Here is a 3,734-nt window from a genome sequence, read left to right on the forward strand (position 1 = left end):
CCTGGGGGGGTACCGCTTTGGGCTTCTTCATCTTGACCTCCCGGATGGGGTCATCCTACATCAAAGTTGGCGTCTAGTCTAGGGGGTCCACATCCCTGGGCGGTGGGCCCCTGGGTGAAGGTGCCTCCCTGGAGGGCGAGCTGCACCTGCCCCCCGGGCGTGTTCACGGAGCCCGTGTTGCCCCCGCCTCCGCCACCTCCACCACCACCGCCTCCAGAGCCGCCAGGAGGGGACTGGGGGCAAGCGGTGAGGAGGAGGGCGAGGCCCGCGAGAAGTCCTATAGCCGCCGTCTTCCGCTACATGTTCTGCCTCCTTTCGGGGACCCCTGGGGTTCCTAATCCCATCCTCGTCAGGGGGGCTTACAAGGAGCTTAAACGCCCCCCAGGGCCCCCCTCTCAGCGCACCTGGAAGAGGAGGAGCTTTTCCATCGCGTAGCTGGCGTACGCGGCCTGGCTCTCCCGGACCGCCATCCGGTACTCGTACTTGAGGAGGCCGGTCCCGACGTCGTAGGCGAGGAGGTGCACGTTCCCCGAGGTGAACTCCTTCCCCCCCGTTCCCCCGGTGTAGGCGTACCCGTCCTCGGGCTGGCCGTCCCCGTCAAAGTCGTCAGAGTACCGCCCCGCCAGGTACAGGGTGCCGCTCGGCGCCAGCCCCGGGGTGGGCGGGGGCAGGATCCAGCTTAGGTAGGGCTTTCCCGGGAAGACGGGGCAGCGGAGCCCGTCCATGGCGGGCCTCCCCTGGGGGTCCAGGAGCTCGCAGCTCGGCGAGACCCAGTAGGTGGTCTCAGGGGCCCCGCGCTCGTCGTAGGTCACCCCCCGGTACACCCCCTGGGGGGTGCGCTCTAGGGTGAAGAGGAGCCTCGGGGAGACGGGTCTCTCCCGCAGGACCTGCCCCGTGCGCGGGTCCCGTTCCCGCTCCACGCCCCCCCGGACCTCCACCCGGTAGGCGGGTCGGGTGAGGACGGCCTTGCCGGGAGCGGGGTAGCCCGCCGAGGCCGCGGCCACACAGGCCTGGAAGCTGAAAAAGTCCATTCCCGGCGGGCAGACCGAAAGTGAGGCCGCCACCTGCTGCAGGCAGAGGGCGTAGGCCCGCCCCACTTGGGTGAGGTTGCCCTGCTGGAGGTAGCCCTGGCACTGGGCGTGGACCTGCTGCCGCAGGGCCTCGTAGGGGCCGAAGCTCGGCGGGTAGAAGACCTGTTGCGCCAGGGCGTAGAGGCCCAGCCCCAGGGCCAGGGCCTTAAGCCAGGGGACGCGCTTACCTCCGGTCATGCTTCCTCCTTTCTCCCTTTCCCTTCTGCAAGCCTCTGGAACTCCGGGTCCAGGGGGTTGTAGCGGCCTTTGGGCCTGCGGTAGTAGGAGGCGATGTCGTGAGGAAAGGCGTCCAGCCACCAGAGGAAGAGAAAGCCCCCCAAGGCGAACAGGACCAGGCCCAGGGTCTCCGTGGCCTGGGGGAGCATGAGGAGGAACCCCAAAAGGGCGAGCCCTAGGGCCCCGTAGATCCGCCGAAAGTGCCCCCGGTAGACCCCAAGGGCCCAGGCGTGCACCCCCTGGGCCTCCCGGGGCGGGTGGAGGCCGCCCCAGAACCAGACGGGCCCCCGCTGCTCAAGGAGGTAGGCCTCCAGGCCCGGCACCTCCCGCCAGGCCACCCCCAGGTGGGCCAGGGCCTCGTCCCAGCCGGGAAGGCCCAGGGGAAGGGGGAGGCCCTCCCCGCCGAAGTCCAGCCAGAGGCGGTTGCGCAAGGGCTCCAGCCGCGCCTCCTGGAGGCGCTCCCGGGGGAAGAGGCGCCCCTGGTGGCGCACGCCCTCGGGCTCCAGGGTGAGGGCGTAGCCCGTGCGGCGGTAGTGGACCAGAAAAGGCCCAAGGAAGAGGAGGCCGAGGAGGGCGAAGAGGGGCTCCCCGGCCTCAAGCCCCAGACCCAGGAAGACGATCCCCAGGACCAGGGCCCACCAGAGGCGCCAGCGCGCCCCAGGGGGAAAGGCGAGCTCCCGCATCCGTACCTCCTAGAAGCCGATCCAGTCGGCGAACGCCTCCAAGGTCTCCCTGAAGGTCTCCAGAAACTCCCGGATGGCCCCGTCGGTGACGCCCCCCTCCAGGTCCAGGTCGGCCTCCACCACCGGGTCCCCGTCCTCGTCCAGGTAGGCCCGGGAGAAGAGCTTCTCGCGGTTCCACTCGTTGATCCTGGCGTGGTCCGGCCGCTTCTCCGGGGCGAAGCCGGTGAAGCTCCCCCCGAGGAGGAGGGCCAGGCACCGGTCGCCCTCGCAGCGGAGAAGCAGCAGGGTGGCCTTCAGGTCGCCGAAGTAGACCACGAAGTAGGGCCCCTCTTTTCCGTCCTCCCGCTCGTGGCGGAAGCCCCAGGCCTTCAGGAGGGCCTCCATCTCCCCCACGGTGATGGAGGTGCGCACCCCCCCCTGGGCGAGGGCCGGGGCCAGGAAGAGGAGCCCCAGGGCGAGAAGCCACCGCATCAGCGCACCTCCTTCAGGGTGTAGCGGGTGCAGGGGTTGGCCTTCTTGGTGAGGTCGCAGTAGACGTAGTAGGACATCCAGCCGTCAGGGCGGTAGGCGATCTCTAGCCGCATCTCCTCGTCCTGGTAGCGGTAGACGGCGAGCCCCCCTTGGTCGGACCGCTAAAGCTCTAGGCCCCCCACCTCCCGCCGCTCCGTGTGCCAGACCGGGGGCAGGAGGACATCCTCCCCTTCCTGGAGGCCGAGGCCGTCCAAGACGTAGGTGGCCTCCTCGTTGCCCCCGGGGTCCTCCACCACCTCCGTGACCCGCCAGCGCCCCGCCCCCTCGGGGGCGATGCGGTAGCGGAGCCCCCCTAAGACCGCGGCGAAGCGCTTCCCGTCCCCCACCTTCTTGGCGTACCCGGAGCTGGGCGTCCTGCTGGGCCAGGCGCTGGAGGTTCTGCTGGTGGAAGGCCTGGAGGTCCCCCTGGAAGGAGGTGGAGGCGGCGTAGAGCTCAGCCCCCGAGGGGTGAAGGAAGACCGCCACCATCCCCCCCTGGGTCGGCGCCTCCCCCGCAGGCTGGAACCCCGCTGGGACGGGGAAGCTCATCCCCAGGGCCGGGTTCTGGTAAACCTGCCCCTGGCCGGGAAGGCCCGGGGGCGTGGTCGGGGCCATGGGGCCCGGGGGGAACTGGGCCCAGGCCCAGGCCAGAAGGGTCCACGTCGCCGCAAGGAGCCTTTTCATTCCTCACCTCCCCTAGCGCCCGGAGCCACCGCCAGCGGGCACCCATGCCTCGCGAGCCCTCCTCCGAGGGGAACCGCTTTCCTGCCGCCTCGTCCCGAAACCTTTCATGCTTCCCTCCTTTCTCCCTCCATCCTCCTTACCGAGCCTTACAAACTTCTTAAACGGACCCCCACGACCACCCGGAAAGCCCAACCCCCATCCCCTGGTCCATCGCTTCCTCCGACTCTCCTCGGCCCGGGCCCTGGCCTCCTCCATCCTGCCCCGCTCCAGATAGCCCAGGAGCACCGTCAGGGGGGTGCGGGAGGGGATGCTTGGCCCGAAGGGCCAACACATTTGCGTAAGCAAGTGGAGGTGCCGGAGACTCCGCGGAAGGAGGGGCTCAAGCCTTTGCCCAAGCGGTGGGTGGTGGAATAGCTGTCCATGGAAAACCTTTACGACAGCCTTTAGTAAATCGCCACATGCCCAAGGATCGGCGGCAGGGAGAACCCAACCTCCCGCGCTACCCCATTACCTGGGCTTGCCTAGTAAATTGCCTTGTACCCCGGAGGGG

Annotated in this window: 4 protein-coding genes; all 4 read right to left on the minus strand. The window is 69.2% G+C overall.

Annotated elements, in window-relative coordinates; genetic code table 11:
• Positions 1-395 precede the first annotated feature (395 nt).
• On the minus strand, positions 396-1,268 hold the full coding sequence (locus tag BLP62_RS13270) for a hypothetical protein (RefSeq protein ID WP_093008741.1): 873 nt from the start codon (positions 1,266-1,268) through the stop codon (positions 396-398).
• Positions 1,265-1,990 carry a hypothetical protein gene (locus BLP62_RS13275; protein ID WP_093008742.1) on the minus strand — a complete coding sequence of 242 codons (726 nt, stop codon included), beginning with the start codon at positions 1,988-1,990 and terminating at the stop codon, positions 1,265-1,267. The genes BLP62_RS13270 and BLP62_RS13275 overlap by 4 nt, the downstream gene beginning before the upstream one ends.
• A gap of 9 nt (positions 1,991-1,999) precedes the next feature.
• Positions 2,000-2,461 (minus strand): YbjN domain-containing protein, encoded by a 462-nt coding sequence (locus tag BLP62_RS13280; RefSeq protein WP_093008743.1) that lies wholly within the window; start codon positions 2,459-2,461, stop codon positions 2,000-2,002.
• 161 nt (positions 2,462-2,622) lie between these two features.
• The gene (locus BLP62_RS14255; RefSeq protein ID WP_241374329.1) at positions 2,623-2,847 is read right to left on the minus strand and encodes a hypothetical protein; all 225 of its coding nucleotides are present in this window, start codon (positions 2,845-2,847) and stop codon (positions 2,623-2,625) included.
• Positions 2,848-3,734: the final 887 nt, after the last annotated feature.

The sequence above is a fragment of the Thermus arciformis genome (genome assembly GCF_900102145.1).
Lineage (GTDB): Bacteria > Deinococcota > Deinococci > Deinococcales > Thermaceae > Thermus > Thermus arciformis.

What these genes read in the sequence shown, in the direction of transcription:
- BLP62_RS13275 (WP_093008742.1), bottom strand. Translation starts at nt 1,990, where the DNA reads ATGCGGGAGCTCGCCTTTCCCCCTGGGGCGCGCTGGCGCCTCTGGTGG.
- BLP62_RS13280 (WP_093008743.1), bottom strand. Translation starts at nt 2,461, where the DNA reads ATGCGGTGGCTTCTCGCCCTGGGGCTCCTCTTCCTGGCCCCGGCCCTC.
- BLP62_RS13270 (WP_093008741.1), bottom strand. Translation starts at nt 1,268, where the DNA reads ATGACCGGAGGTAAGCGCGTCCCCTGGCTTAAGGCCCTGGCCCTGGGG.